At 71.5% G+C, this 25,406-nt stretch carries 26 protein-coding genes; 22 read left to right on the forward strand and 4 right to left on the reverse strand.

The genetic code is table 11. The features are described from left to right. Positions 1–30: 30 nt before the first annotated feature. Entirely contained in the window at positions 31–654 is a 624-nt protein-coding gene (locus tag ASC64_RS11950; RefSeq protein ID WP_056907730.1) for a class I SAM-dependent methyltransferase, read from the reverse strand. A gap of 3 nt (positions 655–657) precedes the next feature. Between ASC64_RS11950 and dop the strand changes: the two genes are divergently transcribed. The 4 genes from dop (at position 658) to prcA (ending at position 4,286) form a co-directional block, all read left to right on the forward strand. Next, complete coding sequence (gene dop, locus ASC64_RS11955) at positions 658–2,166, forward strand: depupylase/deamidase Dop (RefSeq protein ID WP_056907731.1); 1,509 nt, start codon at positions 658–660, stop codon at positions 2,164–2,166. A gap of 67 nt (positions 2,167–2,233) precedes the next feature. Next, positions 2,234–2,431, forward strand: a complete 198-nt coding sequence (locus ASC64_RS11960; RefSeq protein ID WP_056907732.1) for a ubiquitin-like protein Pup — start codon at positions 2,234–2,236, stop codon at positions 2,429–2,431. After that, positions 2,428–3,258 carry a proteasome subunit beta gene (gene prcB, locus ASC64_RS11965; protein ID WP_235563691.1) on the forward strand — a complete coding sequence of 277 codons (831 nt, stop codon included), beginning with the start codon at positions 2,428–2,430 and terminating at the stop codon, positions 3,256–3,258. Before ASC64_RS11960 ends, prcB begins: the two co-directional genes overlap by 4 nt. 17 nt (positions 3,259–3,275) lie before the next feature. Beyond that, a complete protein-coding gene (gene prcA, locus ASC64_RS23010; RefSeq protein WP_082550405.1) occupies positions 3,276–4,286 on the forward strand; it encodes a proteasome subunit alpha in 1,011 nt (336 codons plus the stop codon). Positions 4,287–4,293: 7 nt separating this feature from the next. Here prcA and ASC64_RS11975 read toward each other — a convergent pair whose 3' ends face one another. Next, the gene (locus ASC64_RS11975) at positions 4,294–4,704 is read right to left on the reverse strand and encodes a hypothetical protein (protein WP_056907733.1); all 411 of its coding nucleotides are present in this window, start codon (positions 4,702–4,704) and stop codon (positions 4,294–4,296) included. A gap of 92 nt (positions 4,705–4,796) precedes the next feature. Then, complete coding sequence (locus ASC64_RS11980) at positions 4,797–5,237, reverse strand: NUDIX hydrolase (protein ID WP_056907734.1); 441 nt, start codon at positions 5,235–5,237, stop codon at positions 4,797–4,799. A gap of 33 nt (positions 5,238–5,270) precedes the next feature. On the opposite strand from ASC64_RS11980, the gene pafA reads away from it, so the two are divergent. From pafA to ASC64_RS12035, 11 genes are all read left to right on the forward strand, one after another. After that, the gene (gene pafA, locus ASC64_RS11985; protein ID WP_056907735.1) at positions 5,271–6,632 is read left to right on the forward strand and encodes a Pup--protein ligase; all 1,362 of its coding nucleotides are present in this window, start codon (positions 5,271–5,273) and stop codon (positions 6,630–6,632) included. A gap of 112 nt (positions 6,633–6,744) precedes the next feature. Further along, complete coding sequence (locus ASC64_RS11990; RefSeq protein WP_056907736.1) at positions 6,745–7,704, forward strand: FKBP-type peptidyl-prolyl cis-trans isomerase; 960 nt, start codon at positions 6,745–6,747, stop codon at positions 7,702–7,704. Positions 7,705–7,780: 76 nt separating this feature from the next. Next, the gene (locus tag ASC64_RS11995; RefSeq protein ID WP_235563696.1) at positions 7,781–8,728 is read left to right on the forward strand and encodes a helix-turn-helix transcriptional regulator; all 948 of its coding nucleotides are present in this window, start codon (positions 7,781–7,783) and stop codon (positions 8,726–8,728) included. After that, complete coding sequence (locus ASC64_RS12000; protein ID WP_056907738.1) at positions 8,725–9,753, forward strand: helix-turn-helix transcriptional regulator; 1,029 nt, start codon at positions 8,725–8,727, stop codon at positions 9,751–9,753. The genes ASC64_RS11995 and ASC64_RS12000 overlap by 4 nt, the downstream gene beginning before the upstream one ends. Before the next feature lie 25 nt (positions 9,754–9,778). Further along, complete coding sequence (tatA, locus tag ASC64_RS23090; protein WP_082550443.1) at positions 9,779–10,030, forward strand: twin-arginine translocase TatA/TatE family subunit; 252 nt, start codon at positions 9,779–9,781, stop codon at positions 10,028–10,030. Positions 10,031–10,050: 20 nt separating this feature from the next. Continuing rightward, complete coding sequence (tatC, locus tag ASC64_RS12010) at positions 10,051–10,887, forward strand: twin-arginine translocase subunit TatC (RefSeq protein WP_056907740.1); 837 nt, start codon at positions 10,051–10,053, stop codon at positions 10,885–10,887. A gap of 33 nt (positions 10,888–10,920) precedes the next feature. Beyond that, positions 10,921–11,313 carry a hypothetical protein gene (locus ASC64_RS12015; RefSeq protein ID WP_056907741.1) on the forward strand — a complete coding sequence of 131 codons (393 nt, stop codon included), beginning with the start codon at positions 10,921–10,923 and terminating at the stop codon, positions 11,311–11,313. Between the two features lie 23 nt (positions 11,314–11,336). Continuing rightward, entirely contained in the window at positions 11,337–12,251 is a 915-nt protein-coding gene (locus ASC64_RS12020; RefSeq protein ID WP_056907742.1) for a diacylglycerol kinase family protein, read from the forward strand. Next, entirely contained in the window at positions 12,248–15,055 is a 2,808-nt protein-coding gene (locus ASC64_RS12025) for a DEAD/DEAH box helicase (protein ID WP_056907743.1), read from the forward strand. The genes ASC64_RS12020 and ASC64_RS12025 overlap by 4 nt, the downstream gene beginning before the upstream one ends. A gap of 21 nt (positions 15,056–15,076) precedes the next feature. After that, positions 15,077–16,015: a 5'-3' exonuclease gene (locus ASC64_RS12030; RefSeq protein WP_056907744.1), complete on the forward strand. Its 939-nt coding sequence runs from the start codon at positions 15,077–15,079 to the stop codon at positions 16,013–16,015. A gap of 10 nt (positions 16,016–16,025) precedes the next feature. Beyond that, on the forward strand, positions 16,026–16,478 hold the full coding sequence (locus ASC64_RS12035) for an Lrp/AsnC family transcriptional regulator (protein WP_082550444.1): 453 nt from the start codon (positions 16,026–16,028) through the stop codon (positions 16,476–16,478). Positions 16,479–16,581: 103 nt separating this feature from the next. Here ASC64_RS12035 and ASC64_RS12040 read toward each other — a convergent pair whose 3' ends face one another. Continuing rightward, positions 16,582–18,048 carry a KamA family radical SAM protein gene (locus tag ASC64_RS12040; protein ID WP_056907745.1) on the reverse strand — a complete coding sequence of 489 codons (1,467 nt, stop codon included), beginning with the start codon at positions 18,046–18,048 and terminating at the stop codon, positions 16,582–16,584. A 158-nt stretch (positions 18,049–18,206) separates the two neighbouring features. Between ASC64_RS12040 and ASC64_RS12045 the strand changes: the two genes are divergently transcribed. From ASC64_RS12045 to ASC64_RS12075, 7 genes are all read left to right on the forward strand, one after another. Beyond that, positions 18,207–19,289, forward strand: a complete 1,083-nt coding sequence (locus ASC64_RS12045) for a hypothetical protein (protein WP_056907746.1) — start codon at positions 18,207–18,209, stop codon at positions 19,287–19,289. Then, positions 19,289–20,899 carry a lysine 5,6-aminomutase subunit alpha gene (locus ASC64_RS12050; RefSeq protein ID WP_235563698.1) on the forward strand — a complete coding sequence of 537 codons (1,611 nt, stop codon included), beginning with the start codon at positions 19,289–19,291 and terminating at the stop codon, positions 20,897–20,899. The genes ASC64_RS12045 and ASC64_RS12050 overlap by 1 nt, the downstream gene beginning before the upstream one ends. Before the next feature lie 52 nt (positions 20,900–20,951). Then, complete coding sequence (locus ASC64_RS12055; RefSeq protein ID WP_156385153.1) at positions 20,952–21,695, forward strand: OAM dimerization domain-containing protein; 744 nt, start codon at positions 20,952–20,954, stop codon at positions 21,693–21,695. After that, entirely contained in the window at positions 21,692–22,099 is a 408-nt protein-coding gene (locus ASC64_RS12060) for a hotdog domain-containing protein (protein WP_056907748.1), read from the forward strand. The genes ASC64_RS12055 and ASC64_RS12060 overlap by 4 nt, the downstream gene beginning before the upstream one ends. 426 nt (positions 22,100–22,525) lie before the next feature. Next, a complete protein-coding gene (lnt, locus tag ASC64_RS12065; protein ID WP_056907749.1) occupies positions 22,526–24,073 on the forward strand; it encodes an apolipoprotein N-acyltransferase in 1,548 nt (515 codons plus the stop codon). A 26-nt stretch (positions 24,074–24,099) separates the two neighbouring features. Continuing rightward, positions 24,100–24,822, forward strand: a complete 723-nt coding sequence (locus tag ASC64_RS12070; RefSeq protein WP_056907921.1) for a polyprenol monophosphomannose synthase — start codon at positions 24,100–24,102, stop codon at positions 24,820–24,822. Then, positions 24,819–25,382 (forward strand): FxsA family protein, encoded by a 564-nt coding sequence (locus tag ASC64_RS12075; protein WP_056907750.1) that lies wholly within the window; start codon positions 24,819–24,821, stop codon positions 25,380–25,382. Before ASC64_RS12070 ends, ASC64_RS12075 begins: the two co-directional genes overlap by 4 nt. Positions 25,383–25,406: the final 24 nt, after the last annotated feature.

The following is a 25,406-nucleotide window of genomic DNA, read 5'->3' on the forward strand; positions in this document are numbered from 1 at the left end:
GCGGCCGCTGAGCCGCGTCGCCCCGTCCCCTCAATCCGCCCGCAGCCGGTAGCCGAAGGTCCACGGCCGGCTGGCGGCCGGACCGGGGAGGTACTCCTGCTGCAGCTCCCGGACGTGCCACCCTGCCTCCGCGACGAGGGCCGGCACGTCGCGCGTGAGGTGGCAGCCGCCCGCGATCGCGCGCTGCACCGGCTCGAGGCGCCGCTGCCAGCGGCGTACGGGCTCGTCGGGGGCCAGCCCGTGCTCCAGCACGTGCAGGGTGCCGCCGTCGCGCACCACCCGACGGACCTCGCGCAGCGCTCGCAGCGCGTCGGGGATGGTGCACAGGCTGAAGGTGACCAGCGCGCTGTCGTGCGAGCCGTCGGCCAGGTCGAGACGCTGGCCGTCGAGCCCGGCGCGCTCGACCGGCAGCCCGGTGCGCGCCCGACGGCGCTCCGACAGCTGCCAGGCGAGGTCGGAGGGCTCGATGGCTGTGACGCCGGTGACCTCACCCGGGTACCACCGGACGTTGAGGCCGCTGCCGAAGCCGATCTCCAGCACGCGGCCGGTGAGCCCCGCGCAGGCGACCTCGCGGAGCTCACCGACCTCCGTCCCGCGCAGGCTGAGGTCGGTCAGGCGAGGCACGACGCGTTCGTCCCACAGCCGTAGGCTCATGCCATGAGCGTACGACGCGTGATGGGCACCGAGGTCGAGTACGGCATCTCGGTGCAGGGGCAGCCCGCCGCCAACCCGATGGTCGCGTCGTCGCAGATCGTCAACGCCTACGCCTCCTCGACGGTGAAGGCCCGGCGCGCCCGCTGGGACTTCGAGGAGGAGTCGCCGCTGCGCGACGCCCGCGGCTTCGACATGTCCCGCCAGGTCGCCGACCCGAGCCAGCTGACCGACGAGGACCTCGGTCTGGCCAACGTCATCCTCGGCAACGGCGCCCGGCTCTACGTCGACCACGCGCACCCGGAGTACTCCTCGCCGGAGGTCACCACCCCGCTCGACGTGGTGCGGTGGGAGAAGGCGGGGGAGCAGGTCATGCTCGACGCGTCGCGGATGGCCGCCCAGGTCCCGGGCACCGCGCCGATCCTGCTCTACAAGAACAACACCGACAACAAGGGCGCCTCCTACGGCGCCCACGAGAACTACCTGATGCGCCGCTCGACGCAGTTCGCGGAGATCGTGCGGCACCTGACGCCGTTCTTCGTCTCCCGGCAGGTCGTCACGGGCGCCGGGCGGGTCGGCATCGGCCAGGACGGTCGCGACCACGGCTTCCAGATCAGCCAGCGCGCCGACTACTTCGAGGTCGAGGTCGGCCTCGAGACCACGCTCAAGCGGCCGATCATCAACACCCGCGACGAGCCGCACGCCGACCCCGCCGTCTACCGCCGCCTCCACGTGATCCTCGGCGACGCCAACCTCGCCGAGATCTCGATCTACCTCAAGACCGGCACCACCTCGCTGGTGCTGGCGATGATCGAGGACGGCTTCATCGACGCCGACCTGTCCGTCGAGGGCGCCGTGCGATCGCTGCGCGAGGTGTCGCACGACCCGACGCTCAAGCACCTGGTCACCCTGCGCGACGGGCGCCGGCTCACCGCCGTACAGCTGCAGCTGGAGTACCTCGACCTGGCGCGGAAGTTCGTCGAGGACCGCTTCGGCGCCGACGCGGACCCCCAGACGCTGGACGTGCTCCAGCGCTGGGAGTCGGTGCTGACGCGCCTCGAGCGCGACCCGATGGAGTGCGCGACCGAGCTCGACTGGGTCGCCAAGCTCAAGCTGCTCACCCAGTACCGCGACCGCGACGGGCTCGACTGGGACGACGCCAAGCTGCACCTCATCGACCTTCAGTACGCCGACATCCGCCCGGACAAGGGCCTCTACCACCGGCTCGCGGCGTCCGGACGGATCCAGCGGCTGCTCGACGACGCCACCATCGAGGAAGCCATGCACGAACCGCCCACCGACACCCGTGCCTACTTCCGCGGCCGCTGCCTGGACAAGTACGCCGACTCCGTCGCGGCGGCCTCCTGGGACTCGGTCATCTTCGACCTGCCCGGACGCGAGTCCCTCCAGCGCGTGCCGACGATCGACCCCCTCCGGGGCACCCAGGCGCACGTCGGCGCGCTCATCGACCGCAGCGACACCGCCCAGGCGCTCGTCGCCGCCATCACCCGCTGACCCGACGCGCCGTCCGCGGACCACCAACGTCCTTGTGACGTCGGCGCGAGTGGATAGGGTCACTGGTATGGCCCAGGAGCAGAAGCAGCCGCGGAAGTCCTCCCAGGAGGAGACGGCGACCGAGGAGGTCGTCGAGAGCGACGTCGCCGAGCGCAAGGAGATGATCGACGAGGACGTGGACGCGATCCTCGACGAGATCGACGAGGTGCTCGAGACCAACGCCGAGGACTTCGTGAAGTCGTTCATCCAGAAGGGCGGACAGTGAGCGACTCTCGCCTGCCCGCCTCCTACATGACGCCGGGCACGTCGAGCTTCGCGGACTTCCTCGGCGTCCAGGCACCCGACCTGCTGCCGTCGCGTCGCGCCGTGCCCACCGGTGACGCCGGTGACCTCGCGCCGCACGGCACCACCATCGTGGCGGCGACCTTCCACGGCGGCGTCGTCATGGCCGGCGACCGTCGGGCCACGATGGGCAACATCATCGCCCAGCGCGACATCCAGAAGGTCTTCCCGGCCGACGAGTACTCCGTGGTCGGCATCGCCGGCACGGCCGGGCTCGCCGTCGAGATGGTGCGGCTCTTCCAGACCGAGCTCGAGCACTACGAGAAGATCGAGGGCACCACGCTGTCGATGGACGGCAAGGCCAACCGGCTGTCTGCCCTCATCCGTGCCAACCTCGGCCTCGCCATGCAGGGCCTCGCCGTGGTCCCGCTGTTCGCCGGCTACGACCTCGAGGCCGACCAGGGCCGGATCTTCAGCTACGACGTCACCGGCGGCCGCTACGAGGAGACCGCCTTCCACTCCGTCGGCTCGGGCTCGCTCTTCGCCCGCGGATCGCTGAAGAAGCTCTACCGCGAGGACCTCGACGAGGAGGGCGTCGTCACGGCGGCCGTCCAGGCGCTCTACGACGCCGCCGACGACGACTCCGCCACCGGAGGCCCCGACCTGACCCGCCGGATCTTCCCGGTCGTCCACGTGATCACGCCCGCGGGCGGCCGCAGGATGGCCGACGAGGAGGTCGCCGCGATCGCCGACCGGATGATCGCCTCGCGCATGCAGCGTCCCGACGGCCCCGTCGCACCGCTGACCTGAGCAGCAGGAGCCCTCACATGAGTATGCCGTTCTACGTCTCGCCCGAGCAGCTGATGAAGGACCGGGCCGACTTCGCGCGCAAGGGCATCGCCCGCGGGCGCTCGGTCATCGCGATCCAGTACGCCGACGGCGTGCTGTTCGTCTCGGAGAACCCCTCGCAGGCCCTCCACAAGGTCAGCGAGATCTACGACCGGATCGCCTTCGCGGCGGTCGGGCGCTACAACGAGTTCGAGAACCTCCGCATCGCCGGCGTGCGCCTCGCCGACATGCGGGGCTACGCCTACGACCGGCGTGACGTCACCGGACGGGGGCTGGCCAACGCCTACGCCCAGACGCTCGGCACGATCTTCTCCTCCGGTGGCGAGAAGCCCTACGAGGTGGAGATCTTCGTCGCCGAGATCGGTGACCATGCCGAGGACGACCAGCTCTACCGTCTGACCTACGACGGCCAGGTGGCTGACGAGCACGGCTTCGCCGTGATGGGTGGCGCCGCCGATGTCGTCGCGGGCTACCTCAAGGACCACTACGAGGCCGGAGCTCCGCTCGACGCGGCGCTCCGCGTGGCGGTCGCCGCACTGGGCCACAGCGAGACCGACGACCGGGTGATCCCGACCGACGACCTCGAGGTCGCGGTGCTCGACCGCACCCGCGTGCAGCCGCGCAAGTTCCTGCGGCTGCGCGAGCCCCGGCTGAGCCAGGTGCTGGGCGAGCGCGGCGCGGAGGAGCCTGCGGTGGCTGCGCCGGAGGACGCGATCGCCGGTTCGGCTCCACAGCAGAGCGGCCACGACGACCCCGCCGACCCGACCGACCAGGTCAGCGGCGCGACGCCTCCCCTCGAGGACCCGGTCACCGGCGAGCCCCCGGTCGCCCCGCCGGTCGCCCCTCCCGTGGCCCCGCCATCCGGCCCCACGCCGACCGACCCCACGCCGACCGACCCGGCTGCGCCGGGCGAGGCACCCCCGCCCGCGCCGCAGCCACCCGTCGACCCCAGCGGCCCGGGCACGCCCTCGACCGGCCAGCCGGGCTGACGGCGGTTCAGCGCAGGTTGAGCCCGGGCCACTCCGCGGTCGCCACCGTCGGGATGCCGCGCAGGCGGCGCTGGTAGCGCACGAGCGGGCCGAACTCGTCGAGCGCGCGCCAGAGCCGCTGGTGCGCAGCCCAAGGGAGCGGGCCGGTCGGCTGCACGTTGCCGTCAGGACCGAACTCGTGCCACGCGGCCCCGAAGCCGATCCACACCGGCGTCCAGCCGGCGGCGTCGTCCCACTCGCCGCGGCGCTGCTCGACGAGGCGCCTGCGCAGCTGGAACTCCAGCCGCGGTCCGTCGACGACGACGGGAGCGGTGCGCACGGGCCAGAGCCACAGGTCGTCGGTCATCACCCGGAGCTCGAGGTCCTCCACGACGCCCGGCTCGACCAGGACCGTCGCGACGAGGTGACGGGGGCCCATGGAGGAACGCTCACCCGCGCGTGCCGGGCCCGTCAAGGGAGCCCCCGAAAATGCCGTCCTCCCACGACGGACCTCCCGCGGCGCGTCGTCGGTCAGGCCCGGGCGCGCCAGGCGTCGAGACCGACGTCGACGAGCGGGACGCGGGGAAGCCCGTCCACGTCACCGACAGGGATCCAGCGGGCCTCGTCCGTGGTGCCGTCGACCTCGTGGGTGAGCTCGCCGCCCACGACACGCGCGGCGTATACCACGCGCACGCTCTTGAGCGGCCGGTCGTGCCAGTGCAGGCGGCGCTCGGGCGCGACGACGTGGGAGTCGACGGTGAGCAGCCCGGTCAGCTCGACGTCGTACGCGGTCTCCTCGCGCACCTCGCGCACCGCGCCCTCGGCGGCGGTCTCCTCCAGCTCGACGCCGCCGCCGGGGAGTGTCCAGGAGTGCTCGGCCTGCTCGTTCCAGAGGGCAAGCAGCACGCGGTCGGAGTCGTCGACGACGACGGCGTACGCCGCCAGCCGGGTGTCGTAGTCACGGAAGTCCACGGTCGTCGACCCTAGCGAGACTAGGGTGGAGGTGTGGACCGGCGGATCTTCGGAATCGAGAACGAGTACGGCGTGACGTGCACGTTCAAGGGGCAGCGTCGCCTGAGCCCCGACGAGGTCGCCCGCTACCTCTTCCGCAAGGTCGTCAGCTGGGGTCGCTCGTCCAACGTCTTCCTCCGCAACGGCGCCCGGCTCTACCTCGACGTGGGCAGCCACCCCGAGTACGCCACGCCCGAGTGCGACGACATCGTCGACCTCGTGACCCACGACAAGGCCGGCGAGCGGATCCTCGAGGGGCTGCTCCTCGACGCGGAGAACCGCCTCCACGAAGAGGGCATCTCCGGCGACATCTACCTCTTCAAGAACAACACCGACTCGGCGGGCAACTCCTACGGCTGCCACGAGAACTACCTCGTCGGCCGGGCGGGGGAGTTCAGCCGGCTCGCCGACATCCTGATCCCGTTCCTCGTGACGCGGCAGATCGTGGTCGGCGCAGGCAAGGTCGTGATGACCCCGCGCGGGGCGTCCTACAGCGTGAGCCAGCGCGCCGAGCACATCTGGGAGGGCGTCAGCAGCGCCACTACCCGCAGCCGACCGATCATCAACACCCGTGACGAGCCGCACGCCGACGCCGAGCGGTTCCGCCGCCTGCACGTCATCGTGGGCGACTCGAACATGAGCGAGACGACGACGATGCTCAAGGTCGCCTCGTGCGACCTCGTCCTGCGGATGATCGAGGAGGGCGTGGTGATGCGCGACCTCACGATGGAGAACCCGATCCGGGCGATCCGCGAGATCAGCCACGACACCACCGGCCGCCGCAAGGTCCGGCTGGCCAACGGCCGCGAGGCGAGCGCCCTGGAGATCCAGGCCGAGTACCTCGGCAAGGCCCGCGACTTCGTCGACCGTCGCCAGATCTCCACCCCGACCATCGAGCGGGCCCTCGACCTGTGGGAGCGCGGGCTCAAGGCCGTGGAGTCCGACGACCTCGGCCTGGTCGACCGCGAGATCGACTGGGTCATCAAGCTCAAGCTGATCGAGCGCTACCGCGCCAAGCACGGGATGTCCCTCGGCGACGCGCGCATCGCGCAGCTCGACCTCGCCTACCACGACATCCACCGCGGCCGCGGCCTCTACTACCTGCTGGAGAAGCGCGGTGCCGTCGCCCGGGTGACCAGCGACCTGAAGATCTTCGAGGCCAAGAGCGTGCCGCCGCAGAACACCCGCGCGCGGCTCCGCGGCGAGTTCATCCGCAAGGCCCAGGAGCGGCGGCGCGACTTCACCGTCGACTGGGTGCACCTCAAGCTCAACGACCAGGCGCAGCGCACGGTGCTGTGCAAGGACCCGTTCAAGGCCTACGACGAGCGCGTGCAGCGGCTCATCGACGGGATGTGAGGCGTCGTTCCCGCCTCCCTCGATCCCCACGTGCGGCGGTGTCGCGGCACCGCGGGTGGGAGCCGCTGGATAGGGTGTCCCGGCAACGCCGACCGATCGATTAGGTGAACCTGTGTCTCGTGTACGTTCCGCTGCCCTCAGCGGTGTCCTCACCCTCAGCCTCCTCGGACTCGCCGCCTGCGGCTCCGCGTCCGGCGACACCGAGGAGGGCGGCAAGTCGCTCAGCTCGGTGACCATCGAGGGCAAGCAGGGCGAGGAGCCCAAGGTCACGTTCGACGGCCGCCTCGACGGCTCCGACGAGGAGACCGATGTGCTCGTGGAGGGTGACGGCGAGACCGTCGCCGACGGCGACACCGTCGCGGCGAACTGGTGGATCGGCAACGGATTCACCGAGGAGGAGGCGCAGAGCACCTACACCAAGGACGGCGCGACCCAGTCGGTCGAGCTGACCTCGGAGGTCCTCCCGTTCCTGCGCGACGCGATGATCGGCCACAAGGTCGGCGACCGCGTCGTCGTGCTGACGTCGGCCGCGAAGGCCTACGGCGACACCGGCAACCCCACCATCGGCATCGGCAACAAGGACTCCGTCCTCGCGGTGGTCGACATCATGGGTCGCTCGGAGACGGTGCCGGTCCTCGACGGCCCGCAGGGCGAGGACAAGAAGCCCGCCGGCTGGGCGCCCACGCTCATCCAGAAGGACGGCGTGATCACCGGCCTCGACTTCACCGACGCGCACGAGCCGACCGGCAAGCTGATCGCCACCACCCTCGTGAAGGGTGACGGCGCGAAGGTGAAGGCCGGCCAGACCCTCACCGTCGACTACCTCGGCCAGGTGTACGACGCCAAGGAGCCGTTCGACGAGTCCTACAGCGGCGAGCCCGCCGAGTTCCCGATCGGCGTCGGCCAGGTCATCAAGGGCTGGGACGAGCGACTTGTCGGCCGCACCGTCGGCTCCCGTGTCATCCTCGAGATCCCGCCGGCCGACGGCTACGGCAAGACGGGCAACGAGCAGGCCGGCATCAAGGGCACCGACACGTTGTTCTTCGTGGTCGACATCCTCAAGGCCTCCTGAGCGACCACGACCGCACGGACGACAGCACGGACGACAGGGGGGAAGCGGGATGGCACAGCCACGTGCAGAACGGCTGATGAACCTGCACATCCTGCTGCTCGGCGCCAAGCGCTTCATCAGCAAGGACGCGATCCGCGACGCCTGCTACTCCGAGTACCCGCGCGGCGGGGCGGGCGACGAGGCGTTCGAGCGTGCCTTCGAGCGTGACAAGGACGCGCTGCGCCAGATCGGCGCGGTGATCGAGGTCGGGAGCGCGGACGCCTTCTTCGACGACGAGATCGGCTACCGCATCCCGACCGAGCAGACCTCCCTCCCGGAGATCCGCTTCGAGTCCGACGAGGCAGCCGTCCTCGGCCTCGCCGCACAGGTCTGGCAGCACGCGACGCTCGCCAAGGCGACCGGCCGTGCGCTGGCCAAGCTCAAGGGGCAGGGCGTCGAGATCGATCCTTCGCGCCTCGAGGTGGTCGCCCCCTCCATCAGCGCCGACGAGCCGGCCTTCGAGCCGCTCTGGGACGCCGTGGGCAAGCGCCGACAGGTGAGCTTCCCCTACCAGCGCGCCACCGAGACCCAGCCCACCACGCGTCGCGTCCAGCCGTGGGGGCTCGCCCGGTCCTCGGGTCGCTGGTACGTCGTCGGCTTCGACGTCGACCGCGGCGCCGAGCGCGTCTTCCGGCTGTCCCGCATCGTCGGGCCGGTCCGTGCCACGGGCAAGTCCGGTGCGTACGACGTCCCGCCGGGCACCGACGTGCGTGCGGTCGCGCGCCGGTTGTCGCCGACCTTCCCCACCGTGCGTGCCGAGCTGGGCGTCCGTCCGGGCACCGGCGTGGCCCTGCGACGGCGCGCGGAGTCGGTGGCACCGGCGACGGACGCGTCCGGCTGGGACACGGTCGTGGTGGAGGGTCCCGTCCACGAGCTGGCCGACGAGGTGCTCACCTACGGTGCGGACGTCGTGGTCCAGGCCCCGCAGGCGCTGCGCGACGAGGTCGTCTCCCGCCTGCACTCGATCGTGGAGGGGTCATCGTGACGACGCAGCCCGCCGACACCGCCCCGGACCAGGTCGCGCGCCTCCTGGCCCTGGTGCCCTACCTCCTCGCCCGCGGCGAGGTCCGGCTCGACGAGGCGGCCGCCCACTTCGGCACCGACGCGGCGCAGATCGAGCGCGACCTGCGCCTGCTGTTCATGACCGGGCTGTCCCCGGGCCTGCCCGGCGACCTGATCGAGGTCGACCTCGACGCGCTCGAGGGCGACCGGATGATCCGCGTCGACAACGCCGACTACCTCGCGCGCCCGGTGCGCTTCTCCCCGGCGGAGGCGACGGCGCTGGTCGTGGCGCTGCGCACCATGGCCGACTCGGCGCCCGAGGGGGCGGCCGACATCATCGAGCGGACCCTCCACAAGCTCGAGGAGGCGGCCGGAGCCGACGGCGAGGACCTGCTGCGCCTGCACGTCTCACCCACCCCGCTGGAGGCCAGCGCGGTGGTGCCGGTGCTGGAGTCGGCGATCGCGCACGGCCACCAGGTCGAGATCACCTACCACGTCCCCTCGCGCGACCAGGAGTCACGCCGCACGGTCGACCCGCGCGGCCTGGCACGCGTCGAGGACCTGCTCTACCTCGACGCCTGGTGCCACACCGCCCAGGGCGACCGGGCGTTCCGGGTCGACCGCATCCTGACGGCCCGAGAGCTCGGGACCGAGGTGGCCGACAAGGGCGCGCGCCCCCGTGACCTGACCGAGGGCTGGTTCACCGACGCGGAGACCACGACGGTGACGCTCCGGCTCGCCCCGCCGGCGCGGTGGGTCATCGAGTACTACCAGGTCACCGACCAGCGTCCCGGTCCCCACGGCACCGTCGACGTCGATCTCGAGGTGGCCAGCGAGCAGTGGGCCCAGTCGCTGCTCTTCCGGCTCGCCCCGCACGCCACGCTCCTCGCGCCGGCCGACTACGCCGACACGTTCACAGCAGTTGCACGAGAAGCGCTCAACCTCTACGAGGGTGACGGCGTAGACTCGACACGCACACCGCACGACCCACCACACACAACGGAGTGACCTCATGATCAACACCCTGATCGGCATGCCACAGGGTCTCGAGTGGCTGGTGATCCTCGCGATCGTCGTGCTGGTGTTCGGTGCTGCCAAGCTGCCCGACCTCGCCCGCAGCTCCGGCCAGGCGCTGCGCATCTTCAAGACCGAGACCAAGGGTCTGCGCGACGAGGACGACGCCACGACGACGCCCGAGCAGCGCGAGATCCAGGCCCGCAACGAGGTGGCCGACGAGACCTCGGGCGAGGTCCTCCGTGAGCGTCGCGACGACACCACCGCCTGAGCGCTGGAGTCTCCACTAGCGTGAGGATCGCCGGACTCGTCGGCCTGTTCAACGGCCGGCCGCACCATGCTGTCGGCCCGGACGGCCGGATGGCGCTCTCGGACCACTTCCGCGAGTTCCGGGCGCGGCTGCTGCGCTGCCTCCTGGTCTTCTCGGTCGCGCTCGTCGTGGCGATCCTGTTCCGCCACGCGATCTACGATGCCGTCTACGGCCCCTACCAGGACGCCCAGAAGACCCTGACGAAGGGCACGTCGATCGCGACGACGAGCGGCGCGGGCGCCGGCCTGCTGCTGTGGCTGACGCTGTGCGGCTTCGCCGCGGCCATCGTCACCGCGCCCTACTGGCTCTACCAGGTGTGGGCCTTCGTGCTGCCGGGGCTCTACGCCCAGGAGCGCAAGATGTCGCGGGTGTTCGTGGCCGTCGCGGGGCCGTTGTTCATCACCGGCGTGGTGCTGGGCTACGTCACGCTGCCGGTCGCCCTGGAGGTGCTGATCGGCTTCAACCCCGACGGCGTCACCAACCTCATCGACTTCAACGACTACCTCCAGTTCTTCACCCGCACCCTGTTCGTGTTCGGGCTGGCCTTCAACATCCCGGTCTTCGTGGTGCTCCTCAACTTCGCGGGCGTGGTCAAGGGCTCGGCGCTCAAGGCCTACCGGCCGTGGATCATCATCGGCACCTTCGTGTTCGCCGCCGTCGCCACGCCGTCGGCCGACCCGTTCACGATGACCCTCATGGCCGTGCCCATGGTGCTGCTCTTCTTCGCCTCCGAGGCGATCGCGCGGATCAACGACCGCCGCCGGGCGAGTCGCTCGGTCAACCGCGGGCTCGGCCCCGACGAGCTCTCACCGCTCTGACGGGTGCCTGACGGGGTCTGACAGGGTGGACCCATGCAGGCCGCGATCACCGACATCGATCCGTTCGACCTGCCCGACTGGCTCGGCACGCTCGAGGTCGTGTGGTGCTCCGACGCCGGGCTCCGCACCGGCCACCTCGTCAAGGGGCGGCTGACCGGCGACGGCGAGCCCGACCTTGTCTGCGACCTGCTGGCGGTCGACGAGGCCTACCCGGAGCCGGTGGTGGACGACGCGACCCGGCTGCGCGTGCACCAGGCGTGGCGCCACGGGCAGGTGGTCGTCGGCGACCTGGGCGGGCGGATGGTGCTCGCGGTCCCGGGCACCGGCTTCGGCCCCGACCTCGTCCTGGAGGCGCTCGCCCGGCTGGCACGGGCGGTCGGCGCCCGTGCCGAACGCTATGCGGCGCTGCTGCGTCTGGGCTCCTAGAAGCGGGGGATAGGGTCGCGCACATGCACGACCCGTCAGCGACCGCCTCCGTGCGCGGCCGTGAGATCGCCCTGCTGACCAACCCCACCGCGGGCAAGGGCAAGGGAGCTCGCCACCGCGACCTGGCGCTCGCCCGGCTGCGCGAGAGCGGCTTCGTGGTGCGCAACCTCCAGGGCCGCGACGCCGACGAGGCGGCCGACCTCGCCCGGGGCTGCGTCGCCGACGGGGTCGAGGCGCTGGTGCTGTGCGGCGGCGACGGCCTGGTCCACCTGGGGGCCCAGGCGGTCGCCGGGACCGGCGTGCCTCTGGGCCTGATCCCGGCCGGCACGGGCAACGACGTCGCTCGCTACCTCGACCTGCCGCGCACCGACCCCGTCGCCGCGGCGGACCGGATCATCGCCTCCCGGCGGCGCACGATCGACCTGGCCCGCAGCGGTGACCGGTACTTCGTCACCGTGCTGGCCGCGGGCTTCGACGCGATCGTCAACGAGCGCGCCAACGCCATGACGTGGCCCCGCGGCCAGATGCGCTACAACCTCGCCACCCTGGCCGAGCTGCGGACCTTCCGTCCCATTCCCTACGTGCTCCAGCTCGACGACGGCTCCGGACCGGAGACGATCGAGCGCGAGGCGATGCTGGTGGCGGTGGGCAACGGCCCGTCGTTCGGCGGCGGGCTGCGGATCACCGAGGGCGCGGTGCTCGACGACGGCCTGCTGGACGTCGTGATGATCACGCGGATGAGCAAACCCAAGCTGGTGCGCTCCTACCCCCGCCTGTTCACCGGCAGGATCGACGGGGTGGCGGAGTACGTCCACCGGCGGGTGCGCTCGGTGACCGTGGCCGCCCCGGGCATCGTGTCGTACGCCGACGGCGAGCGCTTCGGCCCGCTGCCGCTGACCGTCGAGTGCGTCGCCGGCGCGTTGGAGGTGATCTCATGAGCGAGGTGCCGTCCGGGGACCTGTCGCCCGCCGAGCGCTACGCGGCCTTCCAGCGCGACAAGGACTACCCGATGCTCAAGGACTTCGCCGGGCTCTACGGCTTCGAGCTCGACGACTTCCAGGTGCGGGCGTGCCGCGAGATCGAGGACGGCCGCGGCGTGCTGGTCGCGGCGCCCACCGGCTCCGGCAAGACGATCGTCGGCGAGTTCGCCATCCACCTGGCGCTCCAGACGGGACGCAAGGCGTTCTACACGACCCCGATCAAGGCGTTGTCGAACCAGAAGTACAACGACCTGGTCAAGCGCTACGGCGCCGACAACGTCGGTCTCCTGACGGGCGACAACGTCGTCAACGGCGAGGCTCCGGTGGTCGTGATGACCACCGAGGTGCTCCGCAACATGCTCTACGCCAGCTCGCGGACCCTGCTGGGCCTGGGCTACGTCGTGATGGACGAGGTCCACTACCTCGCCGACCGGATGCGCGGCGCGGTCTGGGAGGAGGTGATCATCCACCTGCCCGAGTCGGTGACGCTGGTGTCGCTGTCCGCGACCGTCTCCAACGCCGAGGAGTTCGGCGAGTGGCTGGCCACCGTCCGCGGCGAGACCACGACGGTCCTGGAGGAGAAGCGGCCCGTCCCGCTCTTCCAGCACGTCATGGTCGGGCGGCGGCTGCTCGACCTGTTCGCGTCCTCCGACGTCGACGCGAGCGCGGGGTTCGTCAAGGAGGGTGCGCCGGTCAACGACGAGCTCACCCGGATCGCACGCGACGACTGGGCCAGCACCCGCCTGATGCGCGACCGGCGCTCACCCCGCAAGGGCAAGCCCGGGTCGTCGAAGAATCCCCGCGCGGTCGGCAACGGGCGCCGGGTGTGGATCCCGAGCCGCGTCGAGGTGGTCGAGCGGCTCGACCGCGAGGGACTGCTGCCGGCGATCGTGTTCATCTTCAGTCGCGCGGGGTGCGACGCCGCGGTGACCCAGCTGGTGCAGGCCAACACCCGGCTCACCACGGCCGCGGAGCGAGACGAGATCTTCGCCCGTGTCGAGGAGGCCGCCCGCACGCTGCCCGAGGAGGACCTGCACGTCCTGGGCTACCACGAGTTCCTCGACGGGCTCACCCGAGGCGTCGCCGCCCACCACGCCGGCCTGCTGCCGGCGTTCAAGCACGTGGTCGAGGAGCTGTTCCAGGAGGGGCTGGTGAAGGTCGTCTTCGCCACCGAGACCCTCGCGCTCGGCATCAACATGCCCGCGCGCACCGTCGTCATCGAGAAGCTGTCCAAGTGGAACGGCGAGAGCCACGCCGACCTCACGCCGGGGGAGTACACCCAGCTGACCGGCCGAGCCGGTCGTCGCGGCCTCGACATCGAGGGCCACGGTGTCGTGCTCTACCAGCCCGGGATGAACCCGCGGGAGGTGGCGGGCCTGGCCTCGACGCGCACCTATCCGCTGCGGTCGTCCTTCCGGCCGTCCTACAACATGGCCGTCAACCTGGTGCACCAGTTCGGTCGCGCCCGCTCCCGTGAGCTGCTGGAGCAGTCCTTCGCGCAGTTCCAGGCCGACAAGGCCGTGGTCGGCCTGGCCCGGCAGGTGCACAAGGCCGAGGAGGCGCTCGAGGGCTACCGCGAGGCGGCGACGTGCCACGTCGGCGACTTCATGGAGTACGCCGCCCTCCGCCGGCGGATCTCCGACCTCGAGAAGGGTGCCGCCCGGGAGCGGCGCCAGGACCGCAGGGGCGAGGCCGCCGCCTCCTTGGGCAGGCTCCGGCCCGGTGACGTGATCCACGTGCCGGCCGGCAAGTTCAGTGGGCTCGCCGTGGTCATCGACCCCGGGCAGTCCGCCGACGAGCCGCGCCCCTACGTCGTCACGGCCGACCGACAGGCACGGCGGCTGGCGATGATGGACTTCCCGGTGCCGGTCGAGGCGATCGGCCGGTTGCGCATCCCCAAGTCGTTCAACGGCCGCAACCCCGGGCAGCGCCGCGAGCTCGCCAACGCACTGCGGTCGCGCGCGGACTCCTTCGAGGCCCCCGCCCCACGGCGTACCTCGAAGGGCGAGTCGTTCAGCGACACCCCCACCGACCGGGAGATCGGTCGGCTGCGCGCCGACCTCAAGTCGCACCCGTGCCACCAGTGCCCCGACAGGGAGGACCACGCCCGGTGGGCGGAGCGGTGGTTCAAGCTGCAGCGCGACACCGAGACCCTCAAGCGCCGTGTGGAGAACCGCACCAACACGGTGGCACGCACCTTCGACCGCGTCTGCGACGTGCTCACGGCGCTGGGCTACCTCGACGGCGACCGCATCACCGACCGCGGCTCGCACCTGCGCCGGATCTACACCGACATGGACCTCGTCGCCGCCGAGGCGATCCGCGCCGGGGTCCTCGACGAGCTGGCGCCGTCCGAGCTGGCCGCCGTGCTGTCCGCCCTGGTGTTCGAGGCGAGGCGCGCCGACGACGCCTCGTCGCCCAGGCTGCCGGGCGGTCGCGTCCAGCCGGCGCTGGGTGAGCTCGTCCGCCTGTGGGGGCAGCTCGACGCCCTCGAGCGCGACCACAAGCTCGACTTCCTCCGCGAGCCCGACCTCGGCTTCGCGTGGGCGGCGTGGCGCTGGGCGGAGGGCGACGACCTCGACGACGTGCTGATGGTCACCGGCCTGTCCGCGGGCGACTTCGTGCGCTGGATGAAGCAGCTGCTCGACCTGTGCGGGCAGGTGGCCGACGCCGCAGGCGACGCACCGCTGCGCAGCACGGCCCGCAAGACCGCGGCCGCCCTCAAGCGAGGGGTCGTCGCCTACTCCGTGCTCGCCGAGTAGGCCTGTGGCAGGCTCACCGGCGTGACCGACTCCGGCGACCGCCTCCTGCTGCTCGACACCGCGTCCCTCTACTTCCGCGCCTTCTTCGGGGTGCCCGACTCGCTGAAGGCACCCGACGGCACGCCGGTCAACGCGGTGCGCGGCCTGATGGACTTCATCAGCCGGCTGGTGGGGGAGTACGACCCGACCCACCTCGCCTGCTGCTGGGACGACGACTGGCGACCGCAGTGGCGCGTCGACCTGATCCCCTCCTACAAGGCGCACCGGGTGGTGCGGGCGGTCCCCGGGCCGCGCCCCGACGTCGAGGAGGTCCCCGACCCGCTCGAGGCGCAGATCCCGATCATCCAGGCGGTCCTCGACGCCTACGGCATCCCGGTGGTCGGTCACCCCGAGATGGAGGCCGACGACGTGATCGGCACGCTGGCCACCGGGGCCGGGATGCCGGTCGACATCGTCACCGGCGACCGCGACCTGTTCCAGCTCGTCGACGACGACGCCGCCGTCCGCGTGCTCTACGTCGCCCGCGGCGTGAGCAGGCACGAGCGGGTCGACAACGCCTGGGTGCGCGGCAAGTACGGCGTCGACGCCCACCAGTACGCCGACCTGGCCACGCTGCGGGGTGACGCCTCCGACGGACTGCCGGGCGTCGCGGGCGTGGGTGACAAGACAGCGGCCACGCTCCTCAACCGCTTCGGCACGATCGAGGCGGTGATCGAGGCCGCCACCGACCCCGACTCCGAGATGGGGCCCGGTCCGCGCGGCAAGATCAAGGCGGCCGCCGACTACCTGGCCGTCGCGCCCCGGGTGGTCGCCGTACGCCGTGACCTCGACCTCGGCGAGCCCGACCTGGCCCGGCCGCGCACGCCGGCCGACCACGCCGCGGTGGTGGCGCTGGACGAGAAGTGGGACCTGGGTTCGTCTGCCGTGCGTCTCGTGGAGGCCCTGTCCGGATCGCACTAGTGTGAGCGCCGTGAGCACTTCCGAGGTCGAGTCCAAGGACCGGCAGATCCTCTCCCTGCTGGCCGCCGACGGTCGCATGTCCTTCACCGACCTCGGCAAGGCGACCGACCTGTCCACGTCGGCGGTGCACCAGCGGGTCAAGCGGCTCGAGCAGAGGGGCCTGATCAAGGGCTACGGCGCGACGGTCGACCACGACCAGCTCGGCCGGCCGCTGACCGCCTTCATCTCCATCACGCCGATCGATCCCTCACAGCCCGACGACTACCCCGAGCGCCTGGTCGAGATCCCCGAGATCGAGTCGTGCTGGTCGGTGGCCGGCGAGGAGTCCTACATCCTCAAGATCCGCGTCGCCACGCCGCTCGCCCTCGAGGAGCTCCTGGCGCGCATCCGCGGCTCGGCCAGCGTCTCGACGCGCACCACCATCGTGCTCTCGACCCCATACGAGAACCGCCCCATCGACTGACCCCAGTTCGGGATCCCCGGCTGACCGGCTGGCCGGGGATCGCTGACGAGAGGGCACCGGGGAAGGGGGCCGGCCCACCGCCCCCCGGAGGTGGGCCGGCCGGTCAGTAGGCCTGGAGGGCGGCGGTGCGGCGAGAGGCCTCGGCCATCTCGGCGGCCTTGAGCGAGGCCTCGTCCAGGCGACCGTGCTGCTCCCACCACTGCTGGCCAGACTCGGGCAGCGTGTGGATCGGGTCGTAGTACTCGTAGTGGCGCGAGAGCGCCTCGGCGTCGGTCGACTCGATCGACGTGCGGTAGTTCTTGGTCCAGTACGAGATGCCGTGCTCGGTGTCGTAGTCGGCGTTCTGGTGCACCCAGCGCTTGCCGACGAACGGCACGTCGCACACGATGCGCGGCGTCGCGAAGCCCGGCAGGTAGCCCATGATGTGGTGCTGCAGGCGCTGGGCGTCGGCGAGCGAGACCCGCCAGTGCTCCGAGAACGGGATCATGTCGCACATGTAGAAGTAGTAGGGCATGATCTGCGCGCCGTCGAGGAGACGGAAGCAGAGGTCGAGCAGCGCGTGTGGGTCGGCGTTGACGCCGTTGAGCAGCACGCCCTGGTTGCGTACGTCGCGCAGGCCGGCGTCGAGCATCGCCCGGGTCGCCTCGGCCACGATCGGCGTGACGGAGTTCGCGTGGTTGGCGTGGGTGTGCATCGCGAGCGAGACGCCGCGGGACCGGGCCAGCGTGGCGACGCGGTTGACGCCCTCGACGACGTCGGGCTGCAGCCAGTGCTGCGGCAGGCCGATCAGCGCCTTGGTGGCGAGCCGGATGTCGCGGATGTTGTCGACTGCGAGGACCTCGGTCAGGAAGGCCTCGAGCCGGGGCCACGGCATGTTGGCCACGTCGCCGCCGGAGACGACGACGTCGCGCACCGACGGGGTGCGACGCAGGTAGTCGAGCATGTCGCCGAGGCGGTCGTTGGGCTTGCCGGCGAACTTGAGCTTGTCGATGACGACCGTCGAGTTGCCGACCAGGTCCATGCGGGTGCAGTGGCCGCAGTACTGAGGGCACGTCGGCAGCAGCTCGGCGAGCACCTTGGTGGGGTAGCGGTGGGTGAGGCCCTCGGTGGCCCACATGTCGTGCTCGTGGAGGGAGTCACGCGCGGCGTGCGGGTGCGAGGGCCAGTCGGTGCGACGGTCGCTGAACACCGGGATCATGTAGTGGCGCACCGGGTCGGCGTAGAACGCCTCGGTGAGCGAGCCGGCGCCGCCCGGCGTCTCGGTCGGCACCATCGTGTTCATCATCTGCGGCGGCACCAGCATCGACATGGTGGCCCGCTCGGCCTGGTCGCGCTCGAGGTCGGCGTAGAACCGCTCGTCGAGCAGGTCGCCCATGAGCTCGCGCAGCTGCTTGACGTTCTTGATGCAGTGCGCGCGCTGCCACTGCACGGAGGCCCACTCCTCGGCGGTCACGCCGGCCCAGCCGGGGAAGCGCGTCCAGTCGGGCTCGACGAGCTCGACGCGCTGGTAGGGGTAGGGCTGTCCGGACTCGAGTGCCAGCTCCAGGGGCGTGGCGGTCTCGATGCTCATGGGTTCTCCTCGGTGCTGGGCCGTGATGGCGACCTGACGGCGCGCCGGTTGTGTGGGCGGCGCCACATCTGGAAGAGTACGTGGAGAACGTGCGGCGAGTCCAATGCCACGCCGCAAGATTTACTGCTGTTGAGCACGAATCTAGAAGGATGACCTGAATGACACCCCCCTCGGACGTCCACACGGAGTGCCGCACCGGCGACCCGACCGGTCTGCACCGCGTCCTCGACGAGGGCGTGGTGCTGCCCCAGGCTGCGCAGCGGCTCGACACGCGTGCGGAGCTCTGGCCCGACGAGGTGCGGGTGCGCGTGGAGCGCCTCAACCTCGACGCGGCGTCGTTCCGCCAGCTCGAGCGCACGCACGACCACGACGGGGACGCCGTCCGGGCCGCGGTCCTCGACATCGTGGCGACCCGCGGCAAGATGCAGAACCCGGAGACCGGTTCGGGCGGCATGCTGGTCGGCACCGTCGAGGAGGTCGGTCCCGACTCGCCGCTCGGCCTCTCCGTCGGCGACCGCGTGGCGACGCTCGTCAGCCTGACCCTCACCCCGCTCGTGATCGAGGACGGCCTCGCAGGCTGGGACGGTCGCAGCGAGCAGGTGCCGTGCGACGGCTACGCCGTGCTGTTCGGCCGCTCGATCGCGGCGGTCATCCCCGACGACCTCGACCCCGCGCTCTCGCTCAGCGTGATGGACGTCTGCGGCGCGCCCGCCCTGACCGCCCGCGTGGTGGGGGAGTACGCCGCCCGCGCCGAGCAGGACGGCACCAGCGCACCCACCGTCGCCGTCATCGGCGGCGCCGGGAAGTCCGGCTCACTCAGCCTGGCCGCCGCTCGCGCGGCCGGCGCGGCCCGCACGATCGGCGTGGTGCCCCACCAGGGCGAGCACGACCTGCTGACCGGCGCGGGACTGGCCGACGCCGTCGCCGTCGCCGACGCCCGCGACCCGATCGCGCTGCGTGACGCCGTCGCTGCGGCCGGCGGACCGGCCGACGTGACCGTCGTGTGCGTCGACGTCCCCGGTTGCGAGGGCGGGGCGATCCTCGCGACGGCCGAGGGCGGCACCGTGATCTTCTTCTCCATGGCCACCAGCTTCAGCGCCGCCGCCTTGGGCGCGGAGGGACTGGCGGCCGACGTCCGGATGCTCGTGGGCAACGGCTACGTGCCCGGCCACGCGGCGTACGCCATGGAGCTGCTGCGCGCCGACGCCGGCGTGCGCAGCCTGTTCGAGCGGAGGCTCTGATGGCCACCACGAAGAAGCCCATGAGGAAGCCGTCGAGCCAGCTCGGCATCGACAAGACCGACGTACGCCGCGCGCGCACGCTGGCCCGCCAGGTCGGCAAGCCCATCGTCGACCTCGCCCAGCGGCACACCACCGTGAGCGTCGAGCGGGCCACGCTGCGCCTGGCCGGGCTCGGGGGAGCCGACCCCGACGGCACACCGTGGGTCAACCGGCTCGCCGACGCCGTACGCGCGGACGTCGGGCTCGAGCACGGCGTGAGCCTGCCCGTGTGGGACGCCCTCCTGCGGGGCGAGGGCGACGACCTGCTCACCCTCGCGCAGAAGGCCGCCGCCGGGTCGGTGACGTTCCGCGTCCCCGAGGGCAAGGACGCCACCCGCGCCACTGCCGCATCGCGCAAGGCGGTCGCCGCCGGCATCAAGCAGATCGACCGCCAGCGCACCGCACGCGAGAAGATGGTCGCCAAGGTCGGCGACGCGCCCAGCAAGCCCTGGATCTACCTCATCGTCGCCACCGGCGACATCCACGAGGACATCCCGCAGGCGCAAGCCGCCGCGCGGGAGGGCGCCGACGTCATCGCGGTGATCCGGTCGACGGGGCAGTCGCTCCTCGACTTCGTGCCCGAGGGCGCGACGCGCGAGGGCTTCGCCGGCACCTACGCCACCCAGGAGAACTTCCGCCTGATGCGCGCGGCCCTCGACGAGACGTCCAGGGAGCTCGGCCGCTACGTCCGGCTGACCAACTACGCGTCCGGGCTCTGCATGCCGGAGATCGCCACGCTGGCCGGTCTCGAGCGGCTCGACATGATGCTCAACGACTCGATGTACGGCATCCTCTTCCGCGACATCAACCCGATCCGCACCTTCGTGGACCAGCGCTTCAGCCGCCAGATCCACGCCCGCGCCGGCATCATCATCAACACCGGCGAGGACAACTACCTCACCACGGCGGACGCGATCGAGGCGGCGCACACGGTCACCACGAGCCAGCTGCTCAACGAGTACTTCGCCAAGGAGGCCGGCCTCGAGGACTGGCAGCTCGGGCTCGGCCACGCGTTCGAGATCGATCCCGAGGTGCCCGACTCGTTCCGCCTCGAGCTGGCCCACGCGATGCTCGCCCGCGAGCTGTTCCCCGACGCGCCGCTGAAGTGGATGCCCCCGACCCGGCACATGACCGGCGACATCTTCAAGGGCTACCTCCTCGACGGCTTCTTCAACCTCGTCGGGGCCCTCACCGGGCAGGGCATCCTGCTGGTCGGCATGATGACGGAGGCCGTGGTCACGCCGTGGATCTCCGACCGCGACCTGGCCCTGCAGAACGTCCGCTACGTCATGAACGCCGCGGGCAAGCTGCACGAGGACTTCCGGCCGGCCCCGGACGGCTTCATCGCCAACCGCGCCCGCGAGGTGCTCGGCGAGTCGATCGACCTGCTCGAGGAGATCAAGGCCGACCGGAGCGTGCCCGGCGAGCCGCCGCTGCTGTCCGCCATCGCCGACGGCACGTTCGGCCTGATGAAGCGCCCCGCCGACAAGGGCAGGGGCCTCGAGGGCGTGGCCCACAAGGCGGCCGGCTACTACAACCCGGCGACCGAGATCCTCGAGGGGGACAAGTGAGTCTCGAGGCTCGCTGCGCTCGCACCTCGACCACCGAGAGGGCATGCTCCGCATGAATCTGATCCGTCCGTACGGCGACACCACCGGCGACGGCATGGTGCAGCTGTCGTTCACCCTGCCCATCGAGCACTCCAAGGTCGCCGAGGGCGCCGCGGTGCAGCTCGCCAACAAGATGGGCATGGACCCGGCGCTGGTCGTCCACGCGAAGCCGATGGGGGAGGGCTTCACCTTCTTCGTCGTCTACGGCCGCGTGAACCACCTCGTCGACCCCAGCACCGTCGAGGTCGTCGAGCGTGACTTCCCGCTCCTGACGCCGAAGGAGGCCAACGCGGCGATCAAGCGCTCGCTGCGTCGGCGCCTGGTGGTCGTCGGCGGGTGCATCGGCACCGACGCGCACACGGTCGGCATCGACGCGATCCTCAACATCAAGGGCTTCGCGGGGGAGAAGGGCCTGGAGTACTACCGCGAGATCAAGGTCGTGAACCTCGGCGCCCAGGTCTCCGTGCCGCAGCTGGTCGAGGCGGCCCGCGAGGAGAAGGCCGACGCCGTCCTGGTCTCGCAGGTCGTCACGCAGCGCGACGCCCACCTGCTCAACACCCGGGAGATGTCCGCGGCGTTCCGCGAGGCCTACCCGGCCGCGAAGCGTCCGTTGCTGGTCGTCGGTGGCCCCCGCTTCGACGAGACGATGGCCGGCGAGCTCGGCGTCGACCGCGTGTTCGGCAGGGGCACGACGCCGGGTGAGGTCGCCTCGTTCATCGTGCACAAGCTCGCCCGCAGCAAGGAGAAGGCCTCATGAGCGTCCCCGCGACCGGCTCGACCCGCGTCGGCACGGTGGTCACCCACCGCCGCTACGTGCCCTACGCGCACGCCCACTACGCCGGCAACCTCGTCGACGGCGCCTACAGCCTCGGCCTGTTCGGCGACGTGGCCACCGAGATGTGCATCGTGCTCGACGGTGACGAGGGGCTGTTCGCCTCCTACTCCGACGTCCAGTTCGCCGCCCCCGTGCGCGCCGGTGACGTCCTCGAGATCACCGCGACGCTCGTGAAGGAGGGCACGCGCAGCCGGGTGATGGACTTCGCCGTGCACGTCGTCGGGCGCGGGGCCCCGACGGCCGACGCCCCGGGTGCGGCCGAGGTGCTCGACCCGCCGATCGTCGCCACCACGGCGACCGGCACGGTCGTCGTACCCCCCACGTAGGCGTGCCACGGCGTGTCCTCGGCGACACGCCGGGCCAGGGCAGATTTTGTCCGACGACTTTCAACCTGATGCCAGTGCGTTGACCTGCATGAACGCGCGTCCACGCAGGTCAGGGCCGTGTTGACAGCACCCTCTCCGGGAGGGAGGGTTCCGGGGTCCGCCTGTGCAGCCCGCGGGTGGCGCTTTCGGCAGTGGGGAGTTGTGACGTGTGGGACGCGGTGCCAGCGATGCCCACCGTCCGGCGACCCGTCGGCGGTGCCCCGCGGTGGCTGGATGCGGGAGGGACCTCGGGGCGCTAGACAACTTCGTGCGGTCGTCAGCCAGACGGTCGTGTGTCGGTCCGAAGCCCCCTCGTCCCTCCCGCACCGCTGCAGGCTCGCGGGTCCGTGCAGCGAGTCGTGAGCAGCGGTCGGCTACGGTCTGTCCGTGCCGCTGCGCTGCCTCCTCGCCCTCGTCGGCGGCCTCGTCCTGGCAGCCGGCTTCGAGCCGATCGGCCTGTCCTGGCTGATGCCACCGGCGATCGCTGCGCTGGTGCTGTCCGTGCGCGGGCTGCGGCCCGGCCGGGCGTGGCTGCCCAGCCTGCTCTTCGGCATCGCCTTCACCTACGCCGTCATGGAGTGGATGCGCGCGGTCGGCACCGACGCGTGGATCGCGATGTGCGCCCTCGAGGCGGCGTTCTTCGTGCCGCTCGGCCTCGGCCTGTCCTGGAGCCTGCGGCTGCGCGCCTGGCCGGTCTGGACGGCCCTGTGGTGGGTGGGCATCGAGACGTGGCGCAGCGGGTTCCCCTTCTCCGGCATGCCCTTCGGCCGGCTTGCCTACGCGACCGCCGACACGCCCTGGGGCGACGCGCTGCCGTGGATCGGCATGACCGGCGTCAGCTTCCTCGTGGCGCTGACCGGCACGACGCTGGCGTGGCTGGTCGTCGACGCACGCAACACCCCGCGCAGGTCGTACGCCGTCGTGGCCGCGCTGGCGGCCGTCACCGCGCTGCCCGTGCTGCTGCCCTTCCAGGTCGAGGAGAGCGGCACGACGACCGTCGCGGCGGTGCAGGGCGACGTCCCGGGCTCCGGGATCGACGTCGTGTCGGTGCACCGTGACGTCACCGCCAACCACGTCCGGCTGACCGAGGAGCTCGCTGACGCGGTCGCGGCGGGGGAGCAGGAGCAGCCCGACTTCGTGATCTGGCCGGAGAACTCCACCGCCGTCGACCCCTTCACCGACGTCGGCGTGCACGCGGGGATCGTGGCAGCCTCGGACGCCATCGGCGTGCCGGTCGTGGTCGGGGCGATGTCCAACGACCCGCTCGACGACACGCAGGTGCTCAACCAGGGCATCGTCTACCGCCCCGGCCTCGGCAGCGGCGACCGCTACACCAAGCGGCACCCGGTGCCCTACGGCGAGTACATCCCCTTCCGCGGCAGCCTGATCCCGGAGACCTACGGCAAGCTGCGCATGGTCCCGCGCGACATGGCCCGCGGCACCAGCCTCGAGGCGCTCCGCATCGGCGACGTGCGGGTCGCCGACGCGATCTGCTTCGACGTCGCCTACGACGAGGGCATCGCCGGCCAGGTCGCCCGCGGCGCCGAGCTCGTGGCGGTGCAGACCAGCAACGCGATGTTCAGCCGGACCGCCCAGCTCGACCAGCAGTTCGAGATCAGCCGGCTGCGGGCCCTGGAGACGGGGCGCTGGGTGGTGGTCGCGGCCATCAACGGTGTCTCCGGCGTCGTACGCCCCGACGGGACGGTCGTGGCCTCGGTGCCGGCGCGCGGCCAGGAGGTGCTGGTGGAGGAGGTCGGCCTCAGCACGACGCTCACCCCGGCCGTGCGCGCAGGAGTGTGGCCCGCGCGCTTCGCCCTCGCGTTCCTCGTCTGCCACACCGCACTGGTCTTCGTGGCCTATCGTCGTCGGCGACGTGGCGACCGCCCGTCGCCCGCCCCCTCCCAGCAGCCCATGGATCGAGGTAGCACCGCGTGAGTGTCGAAGGCCTCGGCCGTGTCGTGATGGTCGTCCCGACCTACAACGAGTCGGAGAACATCGAGTGGATCGTCGGACGGCTCCGGGTCGCACAGCCCGGTGTCGACGTGATGATCGTCGACGACAACAGCCCTGACGGCACGGGTGCGATCGCCGACCGGCTGGCCGCGGCTGACGACGCCGTCAGCGTCGTGCACCGCACCGAGAAGGCCGGTCTGGGCGCGGCCTACCTCAACGGCTTCGACGTCGCGCTCGCCGCCGGCTACGACGTCATCGGAGAGATGGACGCCGACGGCTCCCACCAGCCCGAGCAGCTGCAGCGGCTGCTCGACGCGCTGCGCACCGCCGACCTGGTCATCGGCTCGCGCTACGTGCCCGGCGGCTCGGTGGTGAACTGGCCGGTGCAGCGCCTGGCTCTCTCCCGCGGCGGCAACCTCTACGTCCGCCTGCTGCTGGGCATCAAGGTCAAGGACGCCACCGCCGGCTACCGCCTGTTCCGCCGCACCACGCTCGAGAAGATCGACCTTGGCACGGTGAGGTCTACTGGATACGTGTTCCAGACCGACCTGGCCTACCGCACGCTCACGCAGGGCCTGCGGCTCACCGAGGTGCCCATCGAGTTCATCGAGCGCGAGCGCGGCGACTCCAAGATGAGCGGGCAGGTGGCCCGCGAGTCGCTCCAGCTGATCACCCGGTGGGGACTGGCCGAGCGTCGCGCGCAGCTGGCTCGTCGCCGGAGACGGCCGTGACCCACCCGGCAGGTCCACGCCGCACCCCTGCGCGCAGGCGCGGCTGGGTACGTCCGGTGCTGGCCGCTGCGTTCGTGCTCGTGCCGCTCGCCGAGATCTGGGCGATCCTGCAGGTCGGCCAGCTGGTCGGCCCGTGGTGGACCATCCTGCTGCTGGTGCTCGACAGCATGGTCGGTGCCTGGCTGATCAAGCGCGAGGGCGGCCGTGCCTGGCGTGCCCTGCGCGAGGCGCTCCAGGGCGGGCGGATGCCGGCTCGCGAGATCGCCGACGGTGCGCTGATCCTCATCGGCGGCACGCTGATGCTGAGCCCCGGCTTCCTGCTCGACGCGGTGGGGATCGTGCTGGTCCTGCCGTTCACCCGCCCCGTCGCACGCCGCCTGCTCACGACCGTCGTCGAGCGCCGGCTCGTCGTCGTACCAGGTGCTCCCGGGTTCGGCTCGGGGTTCGGCTCCGGCTTCGGCCCCGGTGCCGGGTTCGGCCCGGGCTCGGTGCCCGGAAATGGACGACGCCCCGGACCGGAGGGCGAGGGGCCCGTGGTCCAGGGCGACGTGGTCGAGTGACTCGACCGGGTCGACCGCGAGGTC

Origin of the sequence: Nocardioides sp. Root122 (assembly GCF_001425025.1) — a bacterium.
Classification (GTDB): Bacteria; Actinomycetota; Actinomycetes; order Propionibacteriales; family Nocardioidaceae; genus Nocardioides.

Coding starts and splice junctions, on each gene's coding strand:
- ASC64_RS12025 (WP_056907743.1), top strand. CDS start 12,248: ATGAGCGAGGTGCCGTCCGGGGACCTGTCGCCCGCCGAGCGCTACGCG.
- ASC64_RS11960 (WP_056907732.1), top strand. CDS start 2,234: ATGGCCCAGGAGCAGAAGCAGCCGCGGAAGTCCTCCCAGGAGGAGACG.
- ASC64_RS12015 (WP_056907741.1), top strand. CDS start 10,921: ATGCAGGCCGCGATCACCGACATCGATCCGTTCGACCTGCCCGACTGG.
- ASC64_RS11950 (WP_056907730.1), bottom strand. CDS start 654: ATGAGCCTACGGCTGTGGGACGAACGCGTCGTGCCTCGCCTGACCGAC.
- ASC64_RS12040 (WP_056907745.1), bottom strand. CDS start 18,048: ATGAGCATCGAGACCGCCACGCCCCTGGAGCTGGCACTCGAGTCCGGA.
- ASC64_RS12060 (WP_056907748.1), top strand. CDS start 21,692: ATGAGCGTCCCCGCGACCGGCTCGACCCGCGTCGGCACGGTGGTCACC.
- tatA (WP_082550443.1), top strand. CDS start 9,779: ATGCCACAGGGTCTCGAGTGGCTGGTGATCCTCGCGATCGTCGTGCTG.
- ASC64_RS11975 (WP_056907733.1), bottom strand. CDS start 4,704: ATGGGCCCCCGTCACCTCGTCGCGACGGTCCTGGTCGAGCCGGGCGTC.
- ASC64_RS12050 (WP_235563698.1), top strand. CDS start 19,289: ATGGCCACCACGAAGAAGCCCATGAGGAAGCCGTCGAGCCAGCTCGGC.
- ASC64_RS12020 (WP_056907742.1), top strand. CDS start 11,337: ATGCACGACCCGTCAGCGACCGCCTCCGTGCGCGGCCGTGAGATCGCC.
- ASC64_RS12070 (WP_056907921.1), top strand. CDS start 24,100: ATGGTCGTCCCGACCTACAACGAGTCGGAGAACATCGAGTGGATCGTC.
- ASC64_RS12045 (WP_056907746.1), top strand. CDS start 18,207: ATGACACCCCCCTCGGACGTCCACACGGAGTGCCGCACCGGCGACCCG.
- prcA (WP_082550405.1), top strand. CDS start 3,276: ATGAGTATGCCGTTCTACGTCTCGCCCGAGCAGCTGATGAAGGACCGG.
- ASC64_RS12055 (WP_156385153.1), top strand. CDS start 20,952: ATGAATCTGATCCGTCCGTACGGCGACACCACCGGCGACGGCATGGTG.
- ASC64_RS11995 (WP_235563696.1), top strand. CDS start 7,781: ATGAACCTGCACATCCTGCTGCTCGGCGCCAAGCGCTTCATCAGCAAG.
- dop (WP_056907731.1), top strand. CDS start 658: ATGAGCGTACGACGCGTGATGGGCACCGAGGTCGAGTACGGCATCTCG.